The following is a 26,246-nucleotide window of genomic DNA, read 5'->3' as shown; positions in this document are numbered from 1 at the left end:
CCATCCGCTTATGCTGATTTTCTGACTTCCAGTTTTTTAAGCTGCGCGTCCAGTTCCTTCATTGCCTGTTCGTACTGCTCATCATTTGGTGCCACTCCGTGCCATCCGCACTGGTTTTCCATAAAGGATACGCCTTTGCCCTTCACCGTATTGGCAAAGATACATTTAGGCTTTCCATTCTTTCTCATGCGGATCCTGTCCAGAGTATCTGTAGTCTGTTTCATGTCATGTCCGTCAATCTCATAGGTATCAAACCCGAATGCTTTGAATTTCTCACCTAGATTAATGTTCGGCATAACCTCATCTGTGGTACCGTCAAGCTGAAGGTTATTGTTGTCTACAAATACTACCAGGTTATCCAGTTGGTATTTATTTGCGGTCTGGGCTGCCTCCCAGATTTCACCCTCTTGGCATTCGCCGTCGCCTACGACTACGAATACACGGTAGTCCCTGTTGTCTTTTTTGGCAGCAATTCCCATTCCTACCCCGCAGGCAAGACCCTGTCCCAGGGAACCTGTGGAGATATCAATGCCCGGACATTTTTTCATATCAGGATGCCCCTGCAGGATAGACCCTTCCTGGCGGAGAGTGCCCAGCACAGACTCATCAAAGAATCCCAGTGTGGCAAGTGCCGCGTACTGTACAGGGCACACATGTCCTTTCGACAATACAAAACGGTCTCTGTCCTCCCATTTAGGGTTCTTGGGGTCCACATTCATCTCCCTGAAATACAGGGCTGTCACAAAGTCGGCAGCGGAGAGGGAGCCGCCGGGATGTCCGGATTTCGCTTTGTGGATCATGGTGATCACCTTTTTCCTCAGTTCAATACTCTGTCTTTCCAGTTCTTCAACACTTACATTTTTCATATTCCTCGCTCCTTTTTTATACAAATAGCAATGAGATTTTAGGTATATAAGTTACTAACAGCAGTACGATCAATGCCGCTATGATCAATGATACAACTGCTTTTGAAATCTGCTTCAGGTTTACATTTCCCACACCGCAGGCCACATAGAGGTTTACGCCTACAGGGGGAGTAAAAAGCCCGATCGCCAGGTTCACGATCATCACAACACCCAGGTGGATCAGATCCACGCCCAGCGCCTGTGCCACCGGTACAAACAGCGGTGTAAAGATGTATAGGGCTGAGGTAGAATCCAGGAAGCAGCCTGCGATCAGCAGGATAATATTTACAATAATGAAGAAGACTATTACATTTCCGCCTGTGGCATTGTGAAGCGCGGAGCTGATAGCCACGTCGAGTCTGGCCCTTGTCAGCACATAGGCAAACAGGCTGGCTGCTGCTGTGATGAACATTACGGTTGCCGTTGTGGATGTGGTATCAAGAAGCAAGGCGTAAAATTCTTTCAGCCTTATTTTCTTGTAAATAAAGATTCCTACGAACAAACCATATACAACAGATACCGCTGCGGCCTCTGTGGGGGTGAAGATACCACCGTAGATACCGCCCAGGATAATGACCGGCATCATGAGTCCCCAGAACGCGTCCTTAAATGCCAGCCAGCGTTCTTTTCTGCTGGCTTTGGGCAGTGTCTTCAAATTAGATCTCCTTCCCACCAGAAGAGCCACTACCATGAGTGCGAATCCCATCAGAAGCCCGGGAACAAGTCCTGCGATGAACAGATCTCCGATGGATGTATCGGCAATGGAGCCATATACCACAAAGGTTATGGAGGGAGGAATGATGACCCCTATGGCTCCAGCCGCTGCCATTAACGCTGCGGAAAACGCAGGTTTATAGCCTGATTTGATCATGGCCGGCACGATAATGACACCCAGTGCCGCCACTGTAGCCGGACCTGAACCGGATATTGCCGCGAAAAAGCAGGCAACAATGACACATACAATGGCAAGTCCGCCTCTGATATGCCCTACACAAGCCTCAGCCAGTTTGATGAGTTTCTCTGATATTCCCGCTTTCTCCATAATGTTTCCTGCTAAAATGAAGAAAGGAATTGCCAGTAATACGAATTTGCTGGTTGACGCCGATACGATCATAGGAAGACTGCTCATTACCGTATCCAGCGGTCTTCCTGCCCCCTGAACGATCATAGCTACCACACTGGAGGTACCAAGGCACACGGCTATGGGGGCTCCCATGAGAAGCAGTACGGCGAAGCTTATAAAAAGGATTGCTGCTACCACTATTTGTTTACCTCCTCTTCCGGATTTCTCTTAATCTCTTCTATTAAAACCTGTATAAAACGTATTGTGGCAAAGAATGCGCCAATGGGAACAAAGGATCCAAAAATCCATTCCGGCCACTGCATACCGGCTGTAACCTGTCCCAGGATCCTCTGATTTCTCACCATGAGAATTCCGTAGTAAAAAATGGCTCCGGTAAACAACACTGCCACAAAATAACCGATGATCTTTAATGCCTTCTCTGCCCTCGGTCCGACTGCGTCTGTCACAATGCTCAGTCCCAGGTGGGCTCTGCGCTTTGCGGCTATGGCTGTACCCAGCATACTCAGCAGTACAAAGAGATATGTTGTGATTTCCTCTGAAAAGGAGAAGGACGCACTGAACAGGTATCTGGCGACCACGTTGGCAAATGTGAGGATCGTCATAACGATCAGGCAGGCTGCTGCCAATATCTCCTCTATCTTGTCAAATATCCGCATTTTATTTCCTCCCTTTCCTATTCACTTTCTATGCCGAAAGCTTTGCAGGCTTTCTCACCGTATTTTTCAATAAATTCCTGTTTCACACCGCTGATCTTATTCTTAAAGGCATCCAGTTCTTCCTCTGTCAGCTCAGTCACAGTCATACCCTCGGATTTGAACTCCTCAACAATGGCTGCCTCTTCTTCCTCCACAGTATCTCTTCCCCATTCGCAGGCCTCTTTTGCCTTTTCCTGAAGAAGTTCTCTTGTCTTTGGTTCCAGGGACTCCCAGATCTCTGTGTTGGCTACAAACAAATCATTTTCATATGTATAGTTCCAGAGAGTGAGATAGTCCTGGATCTCATCCATCTTGGCGGACTCTGTAATACAGATGCCGTTCTCCTGTCCGTCGATGGTTCCCTGCTGGATCGCTGTGAAGACTTCACTCCAGCTCATGGCCACCGGGTCTGCACCTAAAGTTTTAAAGAACTTCATATAAACTTCACTGCCCGGCACACGAATTTTCAATCTCTTTACATCATCCGGTGTACGGACCTCCCGCTTGCTGTTAGTGATCTGCCGGAAACCATTGTGGAAAGACCCAAGGTAAGTGATCCCTTTTGCCTCCAGGCGCTCTGCGTAATATTCGCCCCCGGTGCCGTCAATAACCTCTCTTGCGTGTTTGTAATCATCGAATATCCATGGGATCGTAGCCACGGACAACTGCTCGTCAATGACTGCCATGACACAGGTCGCATAGGCCGCCAGATCCACGCCTCCTCCTGCGATCATCTCAATTCCTTTTGTAGAGTTTCCTCCGGCAAGCTGATCGTTGGGATATACGTCTATGGTCACATTTCCATCAGATGCTTCCTTCACCAGCTCTGCAAATTTGTCCGCTACTCTGGAATCAATCTGAATGTCCGTTCCGTTCACTGCCATGACCAGTTCAATCTTCTGATAACCATTTCCGGCCGAACCGGAAGCCCCCACGTTCTCTGTACCTCCGCTGCACCCCGTAAGCAGTCCTGTCATAACGGCTCCGGCAGTCAGCAGGCTCAACACCCTAGCTTTCATAAATACCTCCTTTAAGTTCCCCCATCCTTAACATCCTACGTTGGTTGTTTTTCTATGATTACATCCTAACATCCTATGTTTGGAAAGTCAACTGTTTTCGGTAGATTCCATTATATGAACAATTTTTCCGTTCACTTTCTGTACATTATGCACAAAAGAGAACCGATATCCACCGGTTCTCTTTTGCTGTTCCCTGTTTTTATTCTTTAATCCTCTCCCAAAGAGGAGGTATCTTTTTCACTGACCAGCTCTCCATTTCTGATCGTGATGGTCTTGTCTGAAAACTCCAGGATCCATTCACAGATATAACCATCCCCCTGGATTTCATCTTCCCAGCCCATACCGCCTTTTCCAAAAAGTCCCTTTCTGAAACGCAGCGCCTTCAGACGGGTGCGGTTTCCAATGACTTTTCCACTGCTGTCTTTTATCTTTTCTGTGGAACCATTAAATTCCAAGTCGCCCCCTTTGGGTATCATATCCAGATATGCTGAGTTTCCCCTCAGACCATAGGACAGCTTCACATCTTCTGCCAGTACCCTCCCGCTCCCAACACCATATCCTATGAAGCTCCAAAGGGCTGCAGCCGCCAGGATCAATGCGGCTGCAACTGCAGCTGCCAGTGCCCGTTTTCTCTTTTTTCTCATTCCCGCGATCAAAACCGCGTCCTTCACGTCTGCCTTCGGCAGAACCTGGGGGACTTCCCCTGTCATCTCCTGATAATATTGTCTGCACCCTGCACACGTCTTCAAATGTTTTTCAATTTCTCTGTTACTCTCTCCGCTGGTCAGCCCATCTGCGTAGGAAGGCAGAAGGTCCCGCATTACATCACATTTCATGCCTGTTCTCCTCTCTGATTTTCTGTTTGCCCCGGTAAAATGTCACCCGCGCCCAGTTCTCATCTCTGCCCAGTATCTCCCCAATCTCCCGAAAGCTGAAATCACCGCTGATCCTCAGATACATGACTTCACGGACAGGTTCCGGAAGCTGATGCAGACTCTTGTACAGGCACATCCTCTCATCCCTGGCTATAACTTCCTCGTCGGGCTGCATGGCTTTTGATGGGATTTCATCTCCCGGCTCTTCTCTGTCCACCCTCTGCTGACGTCTTCTCTCTTTTATCCAGAGATTCTTGGCGATCTGACAGAGCCAGACATAAAGCCTGCATTCTCCCCGAAAGCTGTCTATAGATTTCATAGCCCTGAAAAATGTCTCCTGCGTCAGCTCTTCTGCTGTGTGAGGATCGCGGCAGAGGCTGAACAGGTATTTGTATACCTGGACCGCATATTTGGTATAAATCTGCTCTATATCCTGCATCTTTTGTCCTCCTCACCCATAAGAGCCGGCAGTTCTTTTTTTGTTACAGATAATTGAAAAAAATTAAAAACTATTTGGCAGTTCTGCCGTGAAGGCACTGAACAGCCGCAATATTCCGCTCATCAGTCTGCATATCTGCGCAGACGCTCTGTTATGCTTTTTCCGGTCATCTGCCTGTACATACAGACTGCGGTCAGTATGCAGACCGCCAGCAGGCTTATGGCAATGCCTGCCATCCAGCTCCAGGGATAATAGAATTTAAAGTAGAGCAGATTCTGTTTTACAGCCTTCCCCAAGATCCAGAGAACCGCAGAGCCAAATGTCAGAAGTATCCCTATCACACTCCCTCCGTAGAATGCTCCCTCCAAAACTACCAGCCTGCCAAGCTGTTTTCTTGTCATTCCCACGCTCTCCATAACAGCCAGCTCTTTCTGCCTGGCTGTCAGACTTGTATACAGTGTATTAAAATAGTTCGTAATGCCCATCACAACCAGCAGGATACTCAATGTCCCCATAATGATCCTGCTTGCCCGGATATAGGAGGAGGCATCCTCAAGGGCGTCTGATTTGCTGTTCATATACATGTAATGTCTCTCATCTCTTGTTCTGTTGTCCTGCTGTATGATCCTGGTAAGCTCCTGTTTGATCAGAGGTTCCTTCTCCCTGTCCACATCAATCTGCAGGCCAAAGGTTTTCTCCCTCAGATCCAGGCTTTTAAACGCCTTCTCTGTCATAATAAAATAATTGATCCCGCTTCCATGAGTTGTCATCCTCAATGCCGGAAAATGTTTTTTTGAAATATCCAGATACCCTGCACAGGAGAGTTTCCCTTTCAGATACTTGTCATCTACTTTCTCCGTAAACAGCGAAAGGCTGTAAAAACGCAGAGGCTTTCCAATGGTCCCATCAGCCTCTTCCTGCAGCTTTTTTGACAGCTCATGTGTGTGTAGAAGCATAGTGCCTGTACCGTCTTCCAGACTGTCCACATCTGCCTTTATCCCATATTCCTCCACATACTCCCTCAGCTCCTTGACAAATGCATCATCCACGATCTGCACGGTAGCAAAGAAATTTACGGCTGTGGTGCCGTATACGGACTTGAGACGCGGCAGGAGGGCTTCGTCCCCGCCTGTCTCTGTCCCGTTTGTCTCAGTGGGCATGGCGATCATGGCATAGCAGCCCTTTGTATATCTCGTATTGTCAGCAGTTACGCCATCCACTGCAAGTATCCTATTCTCAGTCTCTTCTGTGATAACAGGCGTTTCATCATCCCAATCGTATTGTGCATATCCGGCATCATATTCAATATCCGTAAATGTACTGATATCAAAGTCCGGGCGCTTCTCAATACTGTTTGTAATATCTGTTCCTCTGCTTATGACCACTGCCCCCAGGGCAGAAATACACCCAATACTCAGGGAAAGCAGCGTGACTGTAAAACGTCTTTTGGACCGTACGATATTTCTCCACGCCATGCCCGCTATGGAAGTGCTGTTTTTACTTTTCTTCTGTTTTATTTTTCCTCCGGCCCCTGTCTCCTCATAGCGAACAGACTCTATGGGACTGAGCTTCATTACTTTTCTGACAGCAATAAAAGCGGCCAGTAATGTGGTCATACCCACAAATACCACACTGACTGCCAGAAACCCGGGATAAAAAACAGCCATGCCGCCGGCACTCCCCATACCGTGCAGATACAATGCGCCCAGAGTCTTGGGAAGCACAAAAATCATGATCAGTGAACCTGCCGCAGCTCCCCACAGGCACCCTGTCAGGATCACTCTCCCGGTCTGAAAAAGCACAATTTTCCTGATCTGGCTGCCGGTAGTGCCAATCGTCTTCAATAGTCCGTACTGCCGGATATCATTTCCCAAAGTGATAGACAGCACATTGTAGATCAGGAGAAAGGCACCGCTCAAAATCATTACACTGCAGAGAAATGCAACCATATAACTGCCGGCAAAATCCTCCACAACCGTAAAAGCCAGGGAGTTCATCCCGATAAACTGCTGGGCATCGGATTCTGTAGGTACATCCTCATAGAGTTTTTCCTCCATCAGCTCCCCGTCTCCGAGTATCCCGTTCTGTTCCATAAGGATATAGCTGACCGGGAACTGAGAAATCCCCTGACTTTCCAAGTATTTCTCGGAGAAGTATGCTGTAGGGGCATTTAGTATTGGGTTTACATAATCTTTATAGTAACCGGATAAGACAAAACTGTCCTTCACAGTGTCCCTGTCTTCCTGAAACAGGAGTTCCGCGTTCAGTGTCATCCCTATACTGGGCTCATGGATCCCAAGCTGTTCCAGCCCGCGAAGGGGCAGCATAACCTCATTTTCTTTTTGGGGATAGCGGCCGGTGACATCTGTATAGGCCGGTTTCTGCAGCTTTTCAAATGCCGTATTGTCGAGAACCGTACAGCCCAGCACAGGCACACCGTCTTTCTGCCAGACGGCAAAGTCATTTTGCAGGCCCACATTTTTTACGTAATCCAGTGTTTTTATTTTTTCATATTGTTTTTCTGTTCCGTCTTCCAGGGATAAGCTGGCAACGCTGCCGCCGTTTCTGGCATATAAAAGGTAGTCTGCCTCCATTTTCCCCCTGGCAATACTGAATGCCCCGAATACCATAAAAACTGCCAGAGCAACAGCCAGTGTGAGGACACGGTTCCGTCCCCTGTTCTTCCTGTAATTGGCCTGCGCAAGTTCCCGGATCACCTCCCTGTTATTATTCCTCAGTTCCATGGCCCGCCTCCCCTCTGCAGATCCGTCCGTCTTCGATCCGAATCATTCTGTCGGTCATCTGAGCAATCTCCTCATTGTGGGTGACTATGACGATAGTCTGCGAATACTCCTCTGCCATGTTTTTCATCAGGCCGATCACCTCCAGCCCTGTCCTGGAATCCAGGTTTCCGGTAGGCTCATCAGCCAGGACGATAGCCGGTTTTGTCACCAGCGCCCTGGCTATGGCGGCCCGCTGCTGCTGTCCGCCTGAAAGAGTATTGGGCATCTGATAAATCTTCTCATCCAGCCCCAGAGAGTGAATGATATTGTCTACAAACTCTTTGTCTATTTTCACACCGTCCAGTTTCAGCGGAAGGACGATATTGTCGTATACATTCAACACAGAAACCAGATTATAGTTCTGAAAAACAAACCCGATATTCCTGCGCCTGAATACTGTCAACTCATCATTGTCCATTGCCGCCAGCTCGTATCCCCTTACCATCACACTTCCTGTGGTCGGATAATCCAGACCGCCCAGCATATTCAGCAGCGTGGTCTTTCCGCTTCCTGAGGACCCTATGACTGAGATAAATTCCCCTTCACGGATATCTATGTCCACGCCGTCCAGCGCCCGGACCACCAGTTCCCCTGTCCTGTAAATTTTCTCGAGACCTCTTGTCCTTAAAACTTCCATACTTTTCCTCCCTGCCTGCCCGCCAAAAATCCAGCGGCGGATCAATTTAATCGCAGCTCTTTGTCTGCTGCATGATATGAGGATAGCAGGTAAATCTAACAATCTTCTAACAAGGGAGAAAAATTGAGATGGAAGTGCCATCAGGTTCCTTTTTCACCTTTAAAAATCCTTCATGCCGCTTCACGATCTCTCTTGTGATATACAGCCCTATGCCGAACCCCTCCTGGTTTTTCACATCACTTCCCCTGTAAAACCGGCGGAAGATCTGGTTCTCATCACCGGATATCCCCATGCCGAAATCACGGACTTCAACCTGTGTAAACATTTCGTTCTTCACTGCCCGGACAATAATATCTGAATCTTCAGGGGAATACTTTATACTGTTGTCCAACAGATTTGCCACTGCCTCAGAAAGCCAGTTTCTGTCATGTGGGAGGAAAATCTTTTCAGAACACTCCAGAGTTATTTCCATGCTCTTTTCCTCTGCCTTTTTCCTCACCTGGAAAATGGATTTGGCTATGGTTTCCCTGAGACTTTGTCTCTCTTTTCTGATCTGGATGATCCTGTGCTCCATGCGGGATGCAGATATGAAGCTCTCAGTCAGAAATTTTATTTTACGCTCTGACTGTTCCACTGCCCGGATGCAGGTAATCTGCTCCTCTTTTGTGAGCGTCTGTTCCCGGAGCAGATCAAGGTAGGTCTCCATATTGGTCAGAGGAGTCCTGATCTGATGGGCAATCTCCGATAAAAAGCGTCGTACCTCCTCCTGCTCTTCCAGAAGTTTTTCATTGTATTTTGTCACCATGGCATGTATTCTGACAGTCTGGGCCTGGAGCTTTGATATCAGACTGTCGGTATTTTCAGGAATGACTGGGCTTCCCTTTCCCAGAATAAGCTGTTCCAGTATATCGGAAATCTGTATCAGATCCTTCTCGTATTTTTTTCTTATCCCCGAAAATAAAGGAATGTAGCAGCACAGGAAGCAGACGGTCAAAAGCAGATATCCAAAATCCGCAGCCAGGATAGAAGCCAGGATTCCCATAATAACAGGGAGGCTCCCTGCTGTATAATATAATTTTTTCTCCATAAGCTTAATCTCCGAAGGTGTATCCAAGACCGAATACATTTTTTACAAATATGGGATGGGAATTGTCCGGTTCTATTTTCTTTCTCAGGCGGTTGATGGTGACACTCACTGTATTCTCCACTACAAACAGACCGTCAATATCCCAAATCCTTTCCAATATGATTTCCTTTGTCAGAACCTGTCCCCGGTTTTGGACCAGAAGCTCCAGAAGGCTGTATTCTTTTGCAGTCAGACTCACCCGCTGCTCCTGGTAAAATACCCGTTTTTTCTTCCAATCAATTTTAAGTCCCCGGTACAAAAAAACATCCTCCTCCCCGCCGCTTCGCCGCAGAATGGCTTCAATCCTCTTCTTCAGCACATTCATCTGAAAAGGTTTTACCACATAATCGTCACACCCGGCTTCAAAGGCCTCCAGCATATCCTGCTCTTCATCTCTGGCCGTCAGAAAGAGTACGGGTATCTTCCCAAAGCGCTCCGCCTCCCGGCAGACGGCGATCCCGTTTCCGTCCGGAAGATTTATGTCAACCAGCATCAGATCCGGGCCGTCCTGCAGCAGAGCTATTCCTTCCCTGCACGATTTTCCCGCTGTCACCTGATATCCTTCTTTTTCCAGGGTAATGACCAGGGCCTGGTTCAAAAGTTCGTCGTCTTCGATCACTGCTATTTTTTTCATCTGTTCACACCTGTTTTCTCTGTATCATGAATCGTTACTGAATCGTCTTCTATTCTGAAATTATAACAAATGACAGGGATTCTGGATAGATGTATTAAATTTCCGTATAAAAACCCCTGCGTCTTCACGATCCGGAAGATCATGAGCCGCAGGGGTCTTACATCTAATATATGATTTCCTCCGCCGTCTGTTTGGGAGAATATTTCTGATTATAAGCATCCATCATATGTTCCACAGGGAGTATGCAGAGTGTGCAGTACAAAACCGCTCCTGTTATCACACAGATACGCACCACGGGAAATTTTTTCCACTGATGTACTATGGCAAGAGTGAACACCACAGCCATCCAGATCATAAACACCATAGTCAGCACCCTCTTAATAGTAAAACCAAAGGCAGCAATATAGAGAACCATTTTACTCATAGCTGTCAGAATAAGAAGCAGGGTGAGCACAGAGAGCAGGACATTCAGCCACCGAAGTACAGCGCTGCCTTCTTTGCCTTTTCTGGAAAATGTATTTGCGCCCAGAAGGAGAACCAGATTCAGCGCAGCAGTCTGGCACAGCTCAAAGAATCCCCGTCTGGCATATTCCGCATAGGTAAAGTTCTCCGGCCGTATCCCAGCAAAGGCGGAAAACAGATATTTCCCCTGCAGCCCTATAAACAGCAGGTAAATGGCACACACGATCAGCATGGCCGTAGTGATGGCTGTATTGGGCACGATCCGAACAGCGCGGGACGTTTCCCTGAGTGACTCCTTATCTATGTTGTCTGTATTCCTTTTATGGATTCCCCCGTAGATGGATCCGAATAAATATGCAGCAACAGGCAGTGCCAGTATCATCCTGGCCAGGTTATACAGAAAATGTTCCTGTATATATACTCCGCTGCTCTGCAGCATCCTCTGAAACCCTTCATCCGCGCTGGACAAGAGCGGGAGCACAATGAGCAAAATAGGAACAGCCATGACGATCCCCAGAAAAATGTACCTGATATCCTTCTTTCTGCTCTTTTCACAAATCTCCTCATCATCCATATCCTTATCACCATCTCCATGGATTCCGGCTATGATCTGAAAACCACAGCCGAAATTTCCAAAGGGCACACGCAGAAGCGCATTCCAACCGTCAAACAAAATCCATTGGGATGTCTTATCCTTTTCCAGAAGGCTGCCGGATATGATCAGTGTCCAGTACGCCGCGCATACGATCAGTACGGGAACCTGCAGAAACGGCATAGCACTCCAAAAAGCATAGGGCACTCCCATACTGAGCATAATAGCCAGCCAGAACCAGCTCTCCCGCCCGGGGCGCTTTCCCTTCTGGAAAATATAGGCCAGAACCACAGCCGCGTATGCGATCGTAAAGAATGCCAGATGTCTTCCGAAATTCATACTGGTAAAGGTGTATACAAACCCATATCCCACCAGCAGATACAGCCAGGCAAAGCATTTATCTTTTTTGTCCGCATCTATTGGTTTTGCTCTTCTCCACTCATCTTCCTCCAAAATGGGCGCACTTTCACAGGGCAGACCGTTCTCACTGCCTACCGGCATTTGTTTATCCGTATTCATATTTACTGCTCCTTTCTCGGTCCTGACGTTTTTTATCTATTCAGGCAGTCTAGTCCTCCACATACTCCAGAATATCTCCCGGCTGACATTCCAGGGCTTTGCAGATACTATTTAATGTGCTGATCTTTATGGCTTTGGCCTTACCGTTTTTTAATACCGAGATATTGGCCATTGTGATTCCTACACGCTCCGACAGTTCCGTGACGCTCATTTTCCTCTTAGCAAGCATAACATCTATATTAATTATAATCGCCATCTTCTGTGCCTCCTATATGGTCAGATCCTGGTCTTCCTGTATCTGGCTTGCATTGTAGACCAAATGGGACAGGGCAGCACACAGGACTGTAAGTGTAATGCAGATAAACAGGATCAATACAATACCGAATAAATATCCAATCCCCAGAGAATACCATCCCAGAATACAGAAGGCCCCCAGAAAAAGAGCATAAAGCACACTGTCAGCAAGCGTACAGTGGCTCATCTGCCTCAGCGCCTCGGCATTTTCCCGGCAGAAGGACCTGTTCTCTCCGATTCTGCTGCATATGCCCCAGAATTTGACCAGACATACAAAACAGGGGACTGCTGTTATCCAGATGAAAATGCAGGTACCCCAATATATACCCTTCCCCGCCTGCCCCTCCAGCACCTGCTTCAGTACCGAAGGCATAAACCATGCCACCAACACAAGAAACAGGATTCCGGTTCCGGCTGTTATTATCTTCAAATATTTCGACATTTCTGTTTGCTTCATAATTCTCCTCCTGTAGTTTCAAACAAAATAAAATCTGTTCCTTATGCTTCATTATATTGCCCTATCATAGAAATGTCAATATATATTTATCGTTTTACAATAAATATCAATCGTTTTTCGTCAAATCAAAAAAATGTTCCATAGGAATTTACGATTTCCAACTGGAACTTACTTCTTCAATTCACCAAGCAGATTTCCCGGCACATCACACATCCGCCCAATGACCATGAAAAAATGAGCCGGGCACCAAAGCACCTGACTCATTTTTATTTTCCTTATACAACTCTATTTACAATTCTATATAATATGGACAGATATCTTCATAATGACCATCCTTCATTAAAAAACCACCAGGGATAACGCCCAGCGGTTTAAATCCCAGTTTTTCGTACAGATGGCGCGCCGCCCTGTTTGTCCTCACAACAGCGTTAAACTGCAGGATCCTGAATCCGCATCTGCGCCCTTGTATCAAACAGTCCTTTACCAGCATCTCCCCAATATATTTTCCTCTTGCGGAGGATTTCACTGCATAACTGGCATTGGATATGTGGCCGCATCTGCCCACATTATTGGGATGCAGAATATAAAGTCCCAAAATCTCACCCGATGCAGAATCCTCTGCCACCCCGCAGTATGTCTGTCCGCAGAAAAAATCCGTTCCTGTACTCACATCCAGCAGATCCAACTGGGGATAGGCAACACCTTCCTCCACCACTTCATTCCATATGGATATCATGCTCTCTATATCTTTCTTTTCAAACTTCCGAACACCTATATTCACGAGATTTTCCTCCTGTGTATAACATATTTGTTTATAATGCAGACCCGCCAAACAGCTATTATCTATTATACAATCCCTGTCAAGAAAAAACTAGTTCCTGCCTGCTCCGCGCCGGCAGCAATTTTCAGGTATTTCCTGCATTACAACTCTTTTATTATTGTTTATTTGTGTTAAAATAGTAATAAAAAGGGGGGATTTTATGGGTAAAATAATAATGAAAATTTTTCTGACACTGCTCGGCCTTGGAATGCTTCTCTACCTGCTGCCCTATGCGTGGATCTTGTTTATTCCGGCCATCTTTTTGTACCGGAGGAAATTCAGGGCAGAGCCGCTCAGGAAGAAAAAGTACACCGCAGCCCTGGGAACTTTATCCCTGCTGTCCCTGTGTACATTCGGCTACGCCCAGGCATCCGCTCCTGATATTGAGAAGATTTCCATATCTCCCACCTCCAACTATGAGATGGATGTGAATTCAGAATATCAGCTCAACATTCAGGTCCAGCCCGAGGATGCCCGCCTCAAAAATCTTGAACTGGTAACAGACGGCAGCCTTCTGACCCTTGACTATTCCCAGGGCGAAACATCCTGCACGATCAAAAGCTCAGGAAAAACAGGGGAAAGCAACGTCTATCTAAAGACAGCGGAAGGCAAAAACAGCAATGCCGTACATATCTCTGTCACCGATAAGAAAGCGGAAGCTGAGGCAAAGAAAAAGGCCGAGGAAGAGGCAAAGCAAAAAGCCGAGAAGGAAGCAAAACAAAAGGCGGAAGCTGAGGCGAAACAAAAAGCTGAGGCGGAAGCAAAACAAAAGGCGGAAGCTGAGGCAAAGCAAAAAGCGGAGGAAGAGGCAAGGCTGCAGGCAGAAGCTGAAGCGCAGCAGAAGGCGGAGGAAGAGGCCAGACTGCAGGCAGAAGCCGAGGCACAGCAGCAGGCCGAGGAGGAAGCAAGGCTTCAGGCGGAGGCCGAAGCTGCTGCTGCCCAGGAAGCGGAAGCCGCTGCCGCCCAGCCAGTGGAGCAAATGGTGTGGCTTTCAGCTACCGGCAAAAAATACCACCGCATTCCCAACTGCGGCAATATGAATCCTGATAACGCACGCCAGGTTACCCTTTCCCAGGCCGAAAGCAGGTACGAGGCATGCAAGAACTGTTGGTAAACGAAATAACAAAATCCCTGTGCACCGATATGGCGCCCAGGGATTTTGTATGATCCTGTCTGTTATTCATCGTCTGTTAATCATCATTTTTTCTGCTCTTTATAAAGTCATCTACCTTGTCTGCTGAAATACCCAGAGCATACGCGAATTCACTGTGCAGTGCCCGCTCTGCTATCTGACGGTATTTTTTATCCATACTGGTAATAGTGCCTCTTTTACTGGTTCTCTGGTATAATGTCTTCAGAATTTTAACCCATGCTTCACATTCGCAGCTTGAAATGCAGGACTTGTATTCCCGTTCCCGCATCCGCTCATTTGTAACCCAGAGAATATCAATGTCATCCATCTCATCAATCAACGTCAGCGCCTCTTCTCTTGTCACAGGTCTCCTGATATTGTGGTCACCTTCCACAGGGATGTATGCTTTTTCCTTTTCATCATCCACAGACTGCATCGTATAGTATACTTTCTTCCTGTCGGCACCTGAAAAATTCAGAGTTCCCACTTTTTGAACCTTATACAATCCTCTGCATTTAAAAACTACAATATCGCCTTCCTGTATCATACGGCACGCTCCTTCCATATCCAGAAAAGCCCTGACCTGCCGAAAAGGGCAAGACAAGGCTTATCAATGCGAGTTCCTACTGTCTTAGTATAACACCTTTCAGAAATTATTGTAAGGGCTTTTTTAATGTATGGACAATTTTCAGCGATTCTCCCAATAGAACGGCAGTTTTACCTTGTACAAATCACACATATTCTGTTTTATACAGATCTGTTAAAATCTGCACACAGCGTTCCTGCCCCAGTTCTCCGCTGTCCAATGTGATATGATAGTTCTGGGCCATACCCCACTCCCGATCTGTGTAATACTTATAATTGACTTTTCTTCTTTTATCCTTTTCTCTCAGACGTTTCATTGGTGATGTATCCCGCTCTCCATAGAGCCTTACAATTCTTTCGGCCCGCTTTTCCATAGATGCATGTATAAACACATTCAGACAATCGGTTCTGTTTCTCAGTACATAATCCGCGCATCTCCCAACGATAACGCAAGGTTCTTTCTCAGCCAGTTCCCATATAACTTTACTCTGGGCAGCCCAGAGATAGTCTTCCGGAGACAGACCATCCATACCTCTGCCCGCAGAGACATAGGCAAATAAATTTCTGGCGGGTACATCCTCACCCTGTTCCCTGACGTATTCCGCAGCAAATCCGGTATTCTCTGCCACCCTCTCGATCAGTTCCCTGTCATAACAGGAAATTCCCAGCTCCTCTGCCGCCATTTTCCCTATGGTTCTGCCGCCGCTTCCGAATTCCCTGCTGATCGTAATGATTTTTTTATGCATATTTTTCCGCCTCCCTCTCTGTTCTTCTATTACCTGCCGTCCTCAGCTTTTCCCTTGCCGTCATCCTCATAAATACCATCCCCACAAGCAGCCCGCATCCCTCTGCAATGGGAAAAGCCCACCATATCAGATCCTCAGCATTTTCAAGTGTAGTAAAATAATAAGCAAGCGGAAGGGCAACGATCACAAGCCTTACCATGGAAAGGATCAGAGAACGCACACCATTTCCAAATGCCTGGAAGATTCCCTGAAGCGCCACATTTGCCCCCACAAAAAGATACCCCCAGGTGACAATGCGGATGGCCTTCACACAGAGCGCCTGCGTCTGTGCGGAAAGGGAGAAGATTCCTGCTACGTTTTCCGCAAATATCTGGAGCCCCAAAGCACCGACAAACATAATGCCAAGTGTATACAGCAGTCCGTATTTGACCCCGCTTTTCACACGCCGCTTATCCTGCATTCCATAGTTAAAGGCCACAATTGGTATCAATGCGTTATTGAGTCCGAAAGCCGCAAAAAATACAAACTGCTGGATCTTATAATATATCCCGTATGCTGTCACTGCCGCTCCTGATACCCTGCCGAAAATAATATTCACACCGTAAGTCATAAAAGACATCAGTGCCTGCATAATGACTGCCGGTACACCGACTTTATAAATGTCTGCAATAATACCCTTATCCGGCTTCAGATACCGGAGCCTGGATTCCACATCGCGGTTAAAGCCATGATGGAAGAATGCTCCCAGCACCATGGACACACACTGTCCCATCACCGTGGCGTAAGCCGCGCCCTCAATGCCCATTTCAGGCAAACCAAACAAACCGAAAATCAAAACAGGGTCTAAAATGATATTTGTCACTGCACCTGCAACCTGTGCCGCTGTGGAGAGCACAGTTCGTCCGGTTGCCTGCAGAAGTTTCTCATAGATCATGAATAAAATAACGCCAAAGGATAAAATAGTGCAAATCCTCAGATATGCGCTCCCCATCTCCAATACAACCGGATCTGACGTCTGTGTCTTAAGATATGGCTCCACTCCAAAAAGTCCTGCCAGTAGAAATACAACATATGTGCAGATTCCCAGAAAAATAGCATTTCCCGCAATTTTACTGGCCCGTTCCCTGTCTCCCTGTCCCAGACTCCTGGAGAGCAGTGCGTTGATACCCACGCCGGTACCTACTCCCACAGCGACCATCAGCATCTGTATGGGAAATGCCAGAGTCAATGCATTGACACCGTACTCCCCCAGCCCTGTAATACCTCCTGCGTCAGGCATACAGCTCACAAAGTAACTGTCCACAATGTTATAAAATGCCTGCAGCACCATGGACAGGATCATAGGGATACCCATGGTCAGCATGAGCTTTCCGATCGGCTCTGTCCCCATTTTGTTTTTTGAAAATTCTTTCTGCATAATATCCTCCTATACCGAAATTGTATTTGGAGACTTTTAAGAAAAGCTGCCATAAACTACCGCTGAAAACTTCCCTGTGCAATAAAAAAAGCGTAAATCCAAAACCTGGATTTACGCTTCCTGCCACTCGGTAATCTTATTTTATCACCGCAAAATTTCAGAGTCAAGAATTTTATCTGTGGTAAAGTTTGTTATAATATTCCAGAGAATAGTGATACAACTCGTCTCTGGCGATCTCCTCTTTTACCGGGTCCGGAACCTCTGTCATGATCCACGCCATCATTCTGCCGTTCTCTCCGAAGTGGTCCACATAATCGCGGATGGCTGTCCGGATCTGCTTTTCATCCCAGTCATTCCCGATATTCACAGGGAAACAGAAGGTCATCTGCTTTCCGTAAGTGTTGTGCAGGAAATCCGGGTCATTTGCATTTGCCTGAGGTGTCCACATATCAATTCCCATCTCCAGCATTTCCGGCACATACTGCATATTGCGTCCGCAGGAATGCAGTTCTATAAATTTGCCCTGGTCTTTTATGAATTTCAGATAACGGGATGTGGCAGGCATAAGCTGCTCCCTGAACATTTCATTTGAGAAAAATCCGCTTCGCTGTGTCCCCCAGTCATCATGATAGAGCACGCCGTCCACCCTGCCGTAATATTTGAAAATCTGCTCTGTGCTCTCAATCTTATAATCCGCCATCTTCTGGAAAAACTCCTCCAGAAGTTCCGGCTCCTCATAAAAAGCCACCAGAGACTCATCAAATGGGATCAGCTCGTGCAGTCTCTCGAAAATGCCTTCCACGCACTCATAGATATGGGGCCGGTCAGGGTCCATGGCCTTCTGAAGCTTCTCTCCGTCAGCTTTAAAATCCACAACAGACAGATCTGGCCAGGGAAGTTCTTCTTTCCATTTGGCGAAATCGGAGATCGTACGGGTTCCCGGCCGGGTGATCATTCCATTGATCCCGTCCACCATAAACCAGTCAACACCCCACCAGTCATAACCATCCACCTCGGGAACGGGATGTTCTTCCATGGCATCCGGCCAAACCGTGTTGGATTCATAGAAATACGCCGGCATCCAGTAAGGTTCCTCTCCCTTTACGCATCGGATATAGTTCTCCCTCACGCTGATGGGGCGCTCTTCAATGGGCGGTTTAGGCTGCTGGAAGATCCACGGAAAACTCCCCTCAGCCTGCCAGTGCTTAGAATAATCCCTGTTTGCCGCTGTCTGCATAAATTTCGATACCATATCATATACCTCCTATCCTGTTTACACCCGTAATATATCTGCGTATCTGCCGCTGCAGACCACCTGTATATTCGGGACATCTCCCAATTGTCATACCAGTTAAGTATTATTGTAGACAATCAGGACAAAAGATGATAGAGTACCGAATTACAAAAATAGAAAATTTAAAAACATCATTTTTGTATGGAACATACCAAGCATTTTTTATTTTACTCTGCCTGCGCTGTCGCGCACAATGAGTCTGGCTGGAACGATGATCTTAAGACCGATTTCCCGGCCGGAAGCTATGTGCTCTTCCAGGATACGGACTGCCTCCTCGCCTAAAAGTTCCATATGAAGCCGTACTGTGGTAAGGGAAGGCACAAGATAGTTGGCCACAGATATGTCATTATATCCCACCACACTGATATCCCCCGGAATCTGCAGTCCCTGCTCGCTGATCGCCCGGTAGCACCCCACTGCCAGAGCATCATTGCTGGCAAAGACAGCCGTTGGCCTCTCCTTTTCCTCCAGAAGCTCCCGACACAGCACATAGCCGTCCTCCGGCGTAAATCTTCCAAGTCTCACAAGGGATTCCCTGAATTCCCCTATCTGATCCATATATTCTTTATAAGCCGCAATTCTGCTGTCATACACTTCCTCTCCGTCCCTGTCCGTTTCAGAGCCGCCGATAAAGGCTATTTTCCTGTGTCCAAGCCCTGTCAGATAGTCCATGACCGCTTCCACAGAGCCGGCCAGATCATTGACTACACAGTCAAATCTCTCCCCTTTGGGCATGGCATCCAGAAATACCGTGGGCTTTCCAAATATATCTATCTGCTTCACCATACTTCTGCTGAATGTCCCAAGGCACAAAAGACCGTCAAGACTGCTCAGATCCTTCAGCTCATCCAGACTCTGTATCTGACGGCGCTCTATATTCTCTGCTTCCAGCTTCCGCTCTACCGCAAGCCGGACCGTAAGATAATAGATATCCCGCAGCTCCTCTTCCCTGGAATAGGAGTAATAGACCCCCACTGCCGGGCGGCGCTTTCTGCTTTTTCTCTCTTTCAGCTGATACTGCAGCTCCCTGGCAGTGTCAAATATCTTCTTTCTGGTCTCTTCCTGCACGTTCAGCGTATCATCATAATTTAAAACCCTGGATACGGTTGCTGTGGAGAATCCGGTTTGATCCGCGATGTCTTTTATTGTAGCCATCTTAGTTACCTCTCTGTATGATACAATTTCACTTTCCATACGTTTTAGCATTATCTTACCATATCGCCCCAAAGCCCGCAACGGATTATTCTCGCATATCCTGTGCCTCTGCCCCCGGCGCGCCTGCCTCCTCCGCCGCGGAATTAGCCAGAATAACAGCCGTCAGAATTATAATACAGCCCACTACCATGCGCAGGGTGATCCTCTCATGGAGGATCATCACAGAAAACAGCGTCCCGAAGACCGACTCCATGGACAGGATAATAGCCGCCTTAGTCTCATCCACATATTTTTGGCACGCGGTCTGGAGAAGATAGCATATGGTTGTGCTTATGATACCAAGATAGAGTACACTTCCCCACCCCTTTGCGGTGATCTGAAAATGCACCTGTCCGGAGGCTGCCATGAATGCCAGAGACAAAATACCTGCTGTGCACATTTGGATAAAATTCAGAACAGATGCCCTGTATTTCTTCACGAATACACTGGTCAGGAAAATCTGAAATGCAAATCCCACTGCGCATATGAGCGTCAGCCCGTCTCCCAACCCCAGAGACAGATCCCTGTCTAGTGACAAAAGACCGACTCCCGCAATGGCCAGCACCGCTCCCGCGATCCCCCTCAGTCCTATCTTTTTCCTGCAGATCAGGAATGCGATAAAAGGCACGATCACCACATTGGTTGCCGTGAGAAACGCGTTCTTAGACGGTGTGGTGTACTGAAGACCTATGATCTGAAGAGAAAATCCAACAAAAAGGGCTGCCCCCATAAGCGCTCCCGCTGTCAGTTCCTCTCTTTTTATCCCTTTCAGACTGCGGATACTGATCCCGCCCATAAGCACAGAGGCTAGAAGGAAACGAATGGCCATGATCTGAAAAGGCTGAAGGCTGTCAAGAGCCATATCACTGGCTACAAATCCTCCTCCCCAGATCACCGTTACCACGATCAGCCCCATGATTGCCGTGTATTTTTTCATAACCACCTCACACTTCCAGCGGCTTGAGACAGATCTCAGGCCCGATACCACACAAAAATTCCGCCAGCACATCAATACAGGCCTGCACATCACTCATGCTGCACACCTCTGCGGGATTATGCATATAGCGGAGGGGAATAGACATGACTGTGGTGGGAATTCCGCGGCCTGTCACATGGATGGCATCCGCGTCCGTACAGGTCCTGCCGCAGCCATTCTCCCACTGGAAGCTTATTTCCAGATCCTGCGCCGCCTTTTTCAGGCGCTCCACCAGCATTTTATGGCTGAAGGAATTCTGCAGGAATACAGGCCCGCCGCCTAACAGTATCTCTCCGTTCTCAATGGCTCTTGTACCCTCATAGTCACTGGTATAGGTCACATCCACCACAACAGCCAAGGTCGGGGCGATACGGGCGGCACACCAGGAGGCTCCGTGTTTAGTCAGCTCCTCCCCAACCGTTGCTGCCGCGTAGATACCGCAGGTACATCCCTTTTCCTTTGCTTTCCTGGCAGCTTCCATTATGATGTAACCGCCCAGGCGGTTGTCAAGCCCCCGGGCACAGAGCCGGTCATTTAAAGGCTCCCTGTGATCTGTGTCAAATATCACCGGATCCCCCGGCGCTGCCGCGCGCTCTGCATCCTCTTTTGAAACCGCTCCGATATCAATGATAAGATCCGTGATCTCCGTCTCTTTTTTATTCAGGGAACTGTGGTTGCGGACCGCGCCGTATACCACGTTTCCCTCATGCATGATCCTGACTTTCTGGCCTTTGTAAGTATCCGGATAAATACCCCCGGCTTTGGATACATGGAGCATTCCTTTCTCCGTAATATGTGACACCATCAGGCCAATCTCATCCATATGGGCAGACAGCATGACTTTTATCTTTGACGCGGGGTTTATGACACTCACCACATCGGCGATCTCATCTGTATAAATATCATCCGCAAACTCATCTGCATACTTAATAACTTTTCTCTGTATATCCTCCTCAAATCCCGAGACGGATGCTGTTGAAAGCAGCTCGTATAAAAATTCTCTGCTCATTTTTTCCTCCTTTCCCTCTGCGTGTTTCTGAACCCAATTCCTGAGATCCTGAAACACACGCTACGCTGTCTCCAGCGTACGCTCCCGCTTTTTGCTGATCCGGTAATACAGGCCTGCGCTGAGCAGGAACCTGGATATCTGATCCACTGCAATGATGATCCAAATAGCCGTGATGGGAAGTCCCAGCCCGTATGCGGCCAGTATACACAGGGGAATCCTGACGATCCAGATACCGAATCCCGCCACCAGCATGGGCGCGTTCTTATATCCCATAGCCCTGATGGTTCCATTGTATATCCTGGACAGGTTCTGGGGAATCTGGATAAATCCCATAACAAACACATACACAACACCAATGGCCTGCAGTTCAGGCTTATCTGTCATCAGCGTCATAAAGAATCTTGGCAGAAGGATCAGAAGCAGGGAAGTGACAGAGCTGATAACAACTCCCACCTTCAGCAGCTCCTTAAAATATATCTTCCTCAGCTCTTCATCCTGCCTGCCGATGGCTCTTGCCGCCAGCGTGGTGGACGCTGTGCTGAATCCGATAGCCGGCATCTCTGTGATCTCCTCAGCCTGGATGCCTAACTGGTATGCGGCAAAGGCCTGATTTCCGTAAAACAGAATGACCTTGCTCAAAATTATGGCAGAGAACTGCCAGAACATACTCTCCAGCGCGGCGGGAATCCCTGTTGTGTATATCTCGTAAACGCATTTTCTGTCCAAACTGAAAAACCTGTGCGCCGCAGGCATTTTCCGGAAAAGCCCGCCTTTCTTTTTGTACAGCAGATAAAGTCCGGTGCACGCGCCCACTGCCTGGGCCGTCACAAGAGCCGCTGCCGCTCCCTTGATCCCCATTCCCGGAATACCGAATGCGCCGAAGATAAAGCAGTAACCGCACACAATGTTGACCACATTCATGAGCACTGCAATATACATGGGCACCTTGGTATTGCCGTATCCCTGAAAAGACGCAGTGACCACTGTCATGATCACTACAAAGGGAAATCCGAACACGATCGTCTTCATATACCCTTGGGCCAGGGAAAGGATCTGGGCATCCTTAGAGAAAAATCCCAGAAAAAGCGGTGCCTGAAAATACAGCACCACCTGGAAGACAAGTACAATGATCAGTTCTGTCAACATGGTCTGCTCCGCGATCTTCCTGCACTCCTGATGTCTGCCCCCGCCATATGCCCGGGCAATCAATACCGTGGCTCCTATTGCCACACCTTTGTAAAAACACCATAAGGTATCAGTAATCCGGATACAGATTCCCTGTGCGGAAATATCATTTGCAAGCAGACGCCCCACCATAGCCGTGATCACCAGGTTAGCTGAGATCTGAAGTATGTTTTCCAGTATCATGGGAATAATGATTTGATAAATTTCCCGTTTTATAGCCTTTTTCCCGTACACAGAAACCTCCATCCTTTTGAAAACGGGTGCCTTCTGACATCCGGGCACCCGTTTTCCCAATTTATTTTATTTGCCGAATTTTGCTTTCATTTCCTCCTGCTCTGCATTCAGAACCTCTGTGGGATCACCGTTGTTCAGCATAACTTTTGCCATGGAGTTCTTGGACATCTCCAGGGCTTCCGCAAAGTTAGCTGTATAGTTTACCTGAGGAACAGTTTTTCCAATCTCTGTAAACAGGTCAAAAATTTCCTGTCCGCCAAAGAATTCATCACCCTCTTTGAACACGTCTGATTCCAGCGCTTTTAAGTAAGAGGGATACAGACCGTAATTCTGGAACCCTTCCACATTGGCATCCACGTCCTCCATAACGAATTTTACAAATGCCTTTGCAGCCTCTGAGCTTTTGCTGGCTGAAGGTACAGCCAGAACAGAGCCTCCGTTTGACGCACCCTGGCTGTCTGTGTCTGCCTGGAACTTGGGAAGAGGCATAACCGCCCACTTGCCGTCCTGATCAGGAACTGCGTCTTTGATGGAGCCTACCATCCAAACAGCGTCCGCGATACATGCAAACTTATCCGCGCCCATACCGGCTACCATGTCATCCCATGAGGAGTTATTGAAGGTGATACCTGCATCGTACATTTTCTTACAGGTCTCCATTGCCTGTATGGATGCCTGGGAGTTCACCTGGGTATTGCCATCCTTGTCAAAATAGAAACCGCCGCCCTCCATCATAAGGAGTCTGTATGTGGTATCATTTCTGGATTCCGCCATGCACAGCATGTCAGCCCCTGTCTTTTCTTTTAAAACTTTTCCCGCTTCGATAAAATCATCCCATGTCACAATATCCTCTGCCTTGATCCCCGCCTGCTCGAACAGGTCACTTCTGTAAAACATTCCGCACGGGCCAGAATCCCAAGGATATGCTATGACTTTTCCATCAACCGTACACTCCGACATTTTAATGGGGAAGAAATCGTCAGGATTGATCATGTCTGTGAACTCTTCAAATTTTCCGGGGAATTTCTCTCCGAATTTTGCCATCTGCTCGCCCTCAATGGAGACAATATCCGGAAGGCCAATACCGGACTGGAGGCATGTGGTCATCTTCTGATATACCTGATCCACGCCCATCTCCTCAAAATTAAAGGTCACATCTGGGTTCTCCTCCTGGAATTTCTCTGACCACTCTTCCAGATGGGCCAGTGCCACATCCCAGCTCCAGATGGTGATCTCTCCGGAGAGGCCGCTTTCCTTGTCACCGGATTCCTCCTTTGCTGTTCCGCCGCAGGCTGTCAGGGACAATGCCATCACTGCTGCTGTTACCAATGCTGCTGCTTGTTTCTTCTTCATACTTACTTCCTCCTTGAAATTTTTTACAGAGCCAGATACACTACTCTTTTACCGCACCGCCCATGACACCTGCCACGAACTGTTTCTGGAATACCAGAAAGATTATCATAATAGGCAGAACCGCGCAGACGGTTGCCAGCATGATCACACCGTAGTCTTTTCTCCACGCAACACCGTCCAGCATAGCCAAGGCTACCGGGAAATTGTACATTGATTTTGTGCTGAGAATGATCAAAGGCCACATAAAGTTATTCCACATACTCATAAACATATAGATTCCCAGAGCGCCCACCGCAGGTTTCTGGGAAGGGAGCACAACCTTCAGGAAAATGCCGATTTCCCCGCAGCCGTCTATCCTGGCTGCCTCTATCAAAGAGGTGGGGAATGCCAGCATGTTCTGACGCATGAGGAAGATGCCGAAGGCCCCGGCAAGACCGGGAAGCACCACTGCCTGATAGGTATTGGCCCAGCCGATATTGTTCATCAGAGTGAACAGCGGCACATACATTACCTGGGCAGGAATCATCATGGTTATCATGATCAGGCCGAACAGCAGGCCTTTTCCCTTAAATTCAAACTTTGCCAGCGCATATCCCGCCATGGAATGCAGCACAATGGCAAGAGCCGTATAACTGACCGTCATAATGGTGGAATTCGTCAGAATTCTGATAAGGTCCATTTTCTTGTTCAGATTGGCAAAGTTCTCTGCCAGATGAGAACCGAAAAACAATTTCGGAGCCGCACTGAGAATTTCCGCATTGGTGTTCGTGGCGGACACGAACATGAAGTAAAAAGGAAACAGGGAGATCAGTGCTGCTATTGTCAGAAACACATAGGTGAAAACCTTGCGTCCGCTTATTTTCTTTCCTGTTGATTTCACTAATTGTCACCTCCATTTGTAGCCTTGAACTGGACAAAGGACAGTATGCCTATGATAACCACAAGTGCATAACTGAGCGCCGCCGCGTACCCGAATTTATAATACGAAAATCCGGTGTTGTACAAATAATGCCCAATGGTTATGGTAGCATTATCCGGCCCTCCTTTTGTCAGTACAAAGGACTCATCAAACAACTGCAGGGTTCCGATCGTGGAGGTGATACTAACAAACAGGATAATGGATTTTACCATAGGAACAGTGATCCGGAAAAATTTCTGCAGGAAGGATGCGCCGTCCATATCCGCCGATTCGTAAAGCTCTGTGGGAATTCCTTTCAGCCCGGCGATCATGATAATGGTGTTATAGCCGGTCCACCTCCAGGTAATACCCATGACAACAACTGCCCTTGCACCCCACACGGAATTCAGCCAGTCCACACCGTTCCAGCCGATAGAACGGAGAATGTGGTTTACCAGACCAAAATCTGTATTAAACAGCAGTTTAAAGATCATGGCATAGGCAACCAGAGCTGTTACGGACGGCAGGAAAACGCTGATGCGGTAGCAGGTTCTGAATTTCAGGAAGTTTTCTTCCACCAGCACTCCCAGTATCAGGGAGAGGATCACCATGACAGGCACCTGAATCGCCAGATAGATAAAGGTGTTGCCCAGAGATTTCCAGAATACCGGGTCCTTGAACATGGTCACATAATTGTTGATTCCGCAGAACAGGTACTCCCCACCCTCAAAATCATAGAAGCTCAGCCCCAGAGATTTTATTACCGGATAGACCATGAACACCCCGAACAGGACTATCATTGGCAGTAAAAATACATACGGCGCAGTTTTTTTGTTCACAAAGTTTTTTCTTCTTTCTTTTCCCCCAGCCATTTTTGCCTTC

General features: G+C 47.7%; 26 protein-coding genes. 1 reads left to right on the top strand and 25 read right to left on the bottom strand.

All coding sequences use genetic code 11. The annotated features are described in order from the left end of the window. Positions 1 to 8 precede the first annotated feature (8 nt). The 14 genes from BLCOC_RS01985 to BLCOC_RS01920 form a co-directional block, all read right to left on the bottom strand. Positions 9 to 866: a transketolase gene (locus BLCOC_RS01985; RefSeq protein ID WP_115624207.1), complete on the bottom strand. Its 858-nt coding sequence runs from the start codon at positions 864 to 866 to the stop codon at positions 9 to 11. A 16-nt stretch (positions 867 to 882) separates the two neighbouring features. Further along, positions 883 to 2,166: a TRAP transporter large permease gene (locus tag BLCOC_RS01980; protein WP_018594642.1), complete on the bottom strand. Its 1,284-nt coding sequence runs from the start codon at positions 2,164 to 2,166 to the stop codon at positions 883 to 885. Beyond that, positions 2,166 to 2,645, bottom strand: coding sequence for a TRAP transporter small permease (locus BLCOC_RS01975; protein WP_115624206.1), 480 nt, complete (start codon positions 2,643 to 2,645; stop codon positions 2,166 to 2,168). The genes BLCOC_RS01980 and BLCOC_RS01975 overlap by 1 nt, the downstream gene beginning before the upstream one ends. A 17-nt stretch (positions 2,646 to 2,662) precedes the next feature. Then, a complete protein-coding gene (locus BLCOC_RS01970; protein ID WP_115624205.1) occupies positions 2,663 to 3,703 on the bottom strand; it encodes a DctP family TRAP transporter solute-binding subunit in 1,041 nt (346 codons plus the stop codon). 206 nt (positions 3,704 to 3,909) lie between these two features. Then, the gene (locus BLCOC_RS01965; RefSeq protein WP_115624204.1) at positions 3,910 to 4,539 is read right to left on the bottom strand and encodes a zf-HC2 domain-containing protein; all 630 of its coding nucleotides are present in this window, start codon (positions 4,537 to 4,539) and stop codon (positions 3,910 to 3,912) included. Beyond that, positions 4,529 to 5,017 (bottom strand): RNA polymerase sigma factor, encoded by a 489-nt coding sequence (locus BLCOC_RS01960; RefSeq protein WP_115624203.1) that lies wholly within the window; start codon positions 5,015 to 5,017, stop codon positions 4,529 to 4,531. The genes BLCOC_RS01965 and BLCOC_RS01960 overlap by 11 nt, the downstream gene beginning before the upstream one ends. Before the next feature lie 122 nt (positions 5,018 to 5,139). After that, the gene (locus BLCOC_RS01955) at positions 5,140 to 7,761 is read right to left on the bottom strand and encodes an ABC transporter permease (protein WP_115624202.1); all 2,622 of its coding nucleotides are present in this window, start codon (positions 7,759 to 7,761) and stop codon (positions 5,140 to 5,142) included. After that, entirely contained in the window at positions 7,745 to 8,437 is a 693-nt protein-coding gene (locus tag BLCOC_RS01950) for an ABC transporter ATP-binding protein (protein WP_018594648.1), read from the bottom strand. Before BLCOC_RS01950 ends, BLCOC_RS01955 begins: the two co-directional genes overlap by 17 nt. 106 nt (positions 8,438 to 8,543) lie before the next feature. Further along, positions 8,544 to 9,524, bottom strand: a complete 981-nt coding sequence (locus BLCOC_RS01945; protein WP_165907248.1) for a sensor histidine kinase — start codon at positions 9,522 to 9,524, stop codon at positions 8,544 to 8,546. Positions 9,525 to 9,528: 4 nt separating this feature from the next. Next, positions 9,529 to 10,197, bottom strand: coding sequence for a response regulator transcription factor (locus tag BLCOC_RS01940; RefSeq protein ID WP_115624200.1), 669 nt, complete (start codon positions 10,195 to 10,197; stop codon positions 9,529 to 9,531). 163 nt (positions 10,198 to 10,360) lie between these two features. Then, positions 10,361 to 11,770, bottom strand: coding sequence for a DUF4153 domain-containing protein (locus tag BLCOC_RS01935; protein ID WP_115624199.1), 1,410 nt, complete (start codon positions 11,768 to 11,770; stop codon positions 10,361 to 10,363). 49 nt (positions 11,771 to 11,819) lie between these two features. Further along, positions 11,820 to 12,026, bottom strand: coding sequence for a helix-turn-helix domain-containing protein (locus BLCOC_RS01930; protein WP_018594653.1), 207 nt, complete (start codon positions 12,024 to 12,026; stop codon positions 11,820 to 11,822). Between the two features lie 12 nt (positions 12,027 to 12,038). After that, the gene (locus BLCOC_RS01925; RefSeq protein ID WP_115624198.1) at positions 12,039 to 12,521 is read right to left on the bottom strand and encodes a DUF2975 domain-containing protein; all 483 of its coding nucleotides are present in this window, start codon (positions 12,519 to 12,521) and stop codon (positions 12,039 to 12,041) included. Positions 12,522 to 12,810: 289 nt separating this feature from the next. Continuing rightward, on the bottom strand, positions 12,811 to 13,302 hold the full coding sequence (locus tag BLCOC_RS01920) for a GNAT family N-acetyltransferase (protein ID WP_115624197.1): 492 nt from the start codon (positions 13,300 to 13,302) through the stop codon (positions 12,811 to 12,813). Between the two features lie 199 nt (positions 13,303 to 13,501). On the opposite strand from BLCOC_RS01920, the gene BLCOC_RS01915 reads away from it, so the two are divergent. Continuing rightward, positions 13,502 to 14,455, top strand: a complete 954-nt coding sequence (locus BLCOC_RS01915) for a hypothetical protein (protein ID WP_115624196.1) — start codon at positions 13,502 to 13,504, stop codon at positions 14,453 to 14,455. A gap of 76 nt (positions 14,456 to 14,531) precedes the next feature. Here BLCOC_RS01915 and BLCOC_RS01910 read toward each other — a convergent pair whose 3' ends face one another. From BLCOC_RS01910 to BLCOC_RS01860, 11 genes are all read right to left on the bottom strand, one after another. Further along, the gene (locus BLCOC_RS01910) at positions 14,532 to 15,020 is read right to left on the bottom strand and encodes a CarD family transcriptional regulator (protein WP_018594658.1); all 489 of its coding nucleotides are present in this window, start codon (positions 15,018 to 15,020) and stop codon (positions 14,532 to 14,534) included. Between the two features lie 184 nt (positions 15,021 to 15,204). Then, entirely contained in the window at positions 15,205 to 15,804 is a 600-nt protein-coding gene (locus BLCOC_RS01905; protein WP_115624195.1) for a cytidylate kinase-like family protein, read from the bottom strand. Further along, on the bottom strand, positions 15,797 to 17,221 hold the full coding sequence (locus BLCOC_RS01900; RefSeq protein WP_115624194.1) for an MATE family efflux transporter: 1,425 nt from the start codon (positions 17,219 to 17,221) through the stop codon (positions 15,797 to 15,799). Before BLCOC_RS01900 ends, BLCOC_RS01905 begins: the two co-directional genes overlap by 8 nt. 172 nt (positions 17,222 to 17,393) lie before the next feature. Next, entirely contained in the window at positions 17,394 to 18,473 is a 1,080-nt protein-coding gene (locus tag BLCOC_RS01895; RefSeq protein WP_018594661.1) for a uroporphyrinogen decarboxylase family protein, read from the bottom strand. A gap of 204 nt (positions 18,474 to 18,677) precedes the next feature. Then, a complete protein-coding gene (locus tag BLCOC_RS01890; RefSeq protein WP_029470755.1) occupies positions 18,678 to 19,670 on the bottom strand; it encodes a LacI family DNA-binding transcriptional regulator in 993 nt (330 codons plus the stop codon). An 85-nt stretch (positions 19,671 to 19,755) separates the two neighbouring features. After that, positions 19,756 to 20,646, bottom strand: a complete 891-nt coding sequence (locus BLCOC_RS01885; RefSeq protein WP_115624193.1) for a DMT family transporter — start codon at positions 20,644 to 20,646, stop codon at positions 19,756 to 19,758. A 7-nt stretch (positions 20,647 to 20,653) separates the two neighbouring features. Beyond that, positions 20,654 to 21,694: a M20/M25/M40 family metallo-hydrolase gene (locus tag BLCOC_RS01880; protein ID WP_115625522.1), complete on the bottom strand. Its 1,041-nt coding sequence runs from the start codon at positions 21,692 to 21,694 to the stop codon at positions 20,654 to 20,656. A 60-nt stretch (positions 21,695 to 21,754) separates the two neighbouring features. Next, entirely contained in the window at positions 21,755 to 23,113 is a 1,359-nt protein-coding gene (locus tag BLCOC_RS01875; RefSeq protein ID WP_161626219.1) for an MATE family efflux transporter, read from the bottom strand. A gap of 66 nt (positions 23,114 to 23,179) precedes the next feature. Then, positions 23,180 to 24,466, bottom strand: a complete 1,287-nt coding sequence (locus BLCOC_RS01870; RefSeq protein WP_115624192.1) for an ABC transporter substrate-binding protein — start codon at positions 24,464 to 24,466, stop codon at positions 23,180 to 23,182. A gap of 40 nt (positions 24,467 to 24,506) precedes the next feature. Next, positions 24,507 to 25,346: a carbohydrate ABC transporter permease gene (locus BLCOC_RS01865; protein ID WP_018594667.1), complete on the bottom strand. Its 840-nt coding sequence runs from the start codon at positions 25,344 to 25,346 to the stop codon at positions 24,507 to 24,509. Beyond that, positions 25,346 to 26,236 (bottom strand): carbohydrate ABC transporter permease, encoded by an 891-nt coding sequence (locus tag BLCOC_RS01860; protein WP_029470757.1) that lies wholly within the window; start codon positions 26,234 to 26,236, stop codon positions 25,346 to 25,348. The genes BLCOC_RS01865 and BLCOC_RS01860 overlap by 1 nt, the downstream gene beginning before the upstream one ends. Positions 26,237 to 26,246 lie beyond the last annotated feature (10 nt).

It is taken from the genome of Blautia coccoides (assembly GCF_034355335.1).
GTDB classification, from domain to species: domain Bacteria; phylum Bacillota; class Clostridia; order Lachnospirales; family Lachnospiraceae; genus Blautia; species Blautia producta.
This window is presented reverse-complemented; position numbering and strand designations above follow the sequence as displayed.

Coding starts and splice junctions, on each gene's coding strand:
- BLCOC_RS01955 (WP_115624202.1), bottom strand. CDS start 7,761: ATGGAACTGAGGAATAATAACAGGGAGGTGATCCGGGAACTTGCGCAG.
- BLCOC_RS01960 (WP_115624203.1), bottom strand. CDS start 5,017: ATGCAGGATATAGAGCAGATTTATACCAAATATGCGGTCCAGGTATAC.
- BLCOC_RS01880 (WP_115625522.1), bottom strand. CDS start 21,694: ATGAGCAGAGAATTTTTATACGAGCTGCTTTCAACAGCATCCGTCTCG.
- BLCOC_RS01940 (WP_115624200.1), bottom strand. CDS start 10,197: ATGAAAAAAATAGCAGTGATCGAAGACGACGAACTTTTGAACCAGGCC.
- BLCOC_RS01950 (WP_018594648.1), bottom strand. CDS start 8,437: ATGGAAGTTTTAAGGACAAGAGGTCTCGAGAAAATTTACAGGACAGGG.
- BLCOC_RS01915 (WP_115624196.1), top strand. CDS start 13,502: ATGGGTAAAATAATAATGAAAATTTTTCTGACACTGCTCGGCCTTGGA.
- BLCOC_RS01895 (WP_018594661.1), bottom strand. CDS start 18,473: ATGGTATCGAAATTTATGCAGACAGCGGCAAACAGGGATTATTCTAAG.
- BLCOC_RS01945 (WP_165907248.1), bottom strand. CDS start 9,524: ATGGAGAAAAAATTATATTATACAGCAGGGAGCCTCCCTGTTATTATG.
- BLCOC_RS01925 (WP_115624198.1), bottom strand. CDS start 12,521: ATGAAGCAAACAGAAATGTCGAAATATTTGAAGATAATAACAGCCGGA.
- BLCOC_RS01910 (WP_018594658.1), bottom strand. CDS start 15,020: ATGATACAGGAAGGCGATATTGTAGTTTTTAAATGCAGAGGATTGTAT.
- BLCOC_RS01860 (WP_029470757.1), bottom strand. CDS start 26,236: ATGGCTGGGGGAAAAGAAAGAAGAAAAAACTTTGTGAACAAAAAAACT.
- BLCOC_RS01935 (WP_115624199.1), bottom strand. CDS start 11,770: ATGAATACGGATAAACAAATGCCGGTAGGCAGTGAGAACGGTCTGCCC.
- BLCOC_RS01965 (WP_115624204.1), bottom strand. CDS start 4,539: ATGAAATGTGATGTAATGCGGGACCTTCTGCCTTCCTACGCAGATGGG.
- BLCOC_RS01970 (WP_115624205.1), bottom strand. CDS start 3,703: ATGAAAGCTAGGGTGTTGAGCCTGCTGACTGCCGGAGCCGTTATGACA.
- BLCOC_RS01905 (WP_115624195.1), bottom strand. CDS start 15,804: ATGCATAAAAAAATCATTACGATCAGCAGGGAATTCGGAAGCGGCGGC.
- BLCOC_RS01890 (WP_029470755.1), bottom strand. CDS start 19,670: ATGGCTACAATAAAAGACATCGCGGATCAAACCGGATTCTCCACAGCA.
- BLCOC_RS01975 (WP_115624206.1), bottom strand. CDS start 2,645: ATGCGGATATTTGACAAGATAGAGGAGATATTGGCAGCAGCCTGCCTG.
- BLCOC_RS01885 (WP_115624193.1), bottom strand. CDS start 20,646: ATGAAAAAATACACGGCAATCATGGGGCTGATCGTGGTAACGGTGATC.
- BLCOC_RS01900 (WP_115624194.1), bottom strand. CDS start 17,221: ATGCAGAAAGAATTTTCAAAAAACAAAATGGGGACAGAGCCGATCGGA.
- BLCOC_RS01930 (WP_018594653.1), bottom strand. CDS start 12,026: ATGGCGATTATAATTAATATAGATGTTATGCTTGCTAAGAGGAAAATG.
- BLCOC_RS01870 (WP_115624192.1), bottom strand. CDS start 24,466: ATGAAGAAGAAACAAGCAGCAGCATTGGTAACAGCAGCAGTGATGGCA.
- BLCOC_RS01985 (WP_115624207.1), bottom strand. CDS start 866: ATGAAAAATGTAAGTGTTGAAGAACTGGAAAGACAGAGTATTGAACTG.